General features: G+C 72.9%; 2 protein-coding genes. Both read left to right on the top strand.

The genetic code is table 11. From position 1 onward, the window contains the following. On the top strand, window positions 1–293 hold a 293-nt coding region (locus FQ755_RS03170; protein ID WP_186308403.1), incomplete at its 5' end, for a chemotaxis protein CheW. Beyond that, window positions 290–690: Hpt domain-containing protein (locus tag FQ755_RS03165; RefSeq protein WP_186308402.1), on the top strand; the 401-nt coding region annotated here is incomplete at its 3' end. The genes FQ755_RS03170 and FQ755_RS03165, both read left to right, overlap by 4 nt.

Genomic DNA, 690 nt, shown 5'->3' with positions numbered 1-690 from the left:
CGCTGGCCCGCCTGCTCGATCTCGACGCTGCCGCCGGGCGTGCCGCCGAGGGCCCGCGCGCGGCCTTCACGCGCATGCTGGTGGTGGCCCATCGCGGCGAGCCGGTGGTGTTCCCGGTCGACGAGGTGGAGGGCGTGTTGCGCTTCGCTGCCGCCGATCGCGTACCGCCGCCGGCCACCGTCTCGCGCGCCGGCGGGACGCATACGCGCTGCGTGTTCGGCTGGCGCGAGCGCGTGGTCGGCCTGCTCGACGAGGACCGGCTGTTCGATTCGCTGTTGCAGAGCCTCAGATGAGCCATGACGACGACCTGAGCCGGCAGTCGCTGCTCGACCTGTTCCGCGAGGAAACCCAGACCCAGACCGAGGCGCTGTCGCGGCACCTGCTCGCGCTGGAGCAAGGCGCCCAGGATGCCGCCGCGTTCGAGGCCTGCATGCGCGCCGCGCATTCGCTCAAGGGCGCCGCGCGCATCGTCGGCGTGCCGCAGGGCGTCGAGATCGCGGGGCGCATGGAGGAATGCTTCGTCGCCGCGCAGCGCGGCGAGCAGGTGCTGGGCGCCAGCCATATCGATGCACTGCTGACCGGCGTGGACCTGCTGGTGCGCGTCGGCGACCCGGGCTCGGCCGCTTCCGTGACACCGATCGAGATCGACGCCTTCGCGGTCGCGCTGGCGAATGCCGGCGAGGGCGGTGA

The sequence above is a fragment of the Paraburkholderia sp. BCC1885 genome, from assembly GCF_900996235.1.
GTDB lineage: Bacteria > Pseudomonadota > Gammaproteobacteria > Burkholderiales > Burkholderiaceae > Paraburkholderia.
This window is presented reverse-complemented; position numbering and strand designations above follow the sequence as displayed.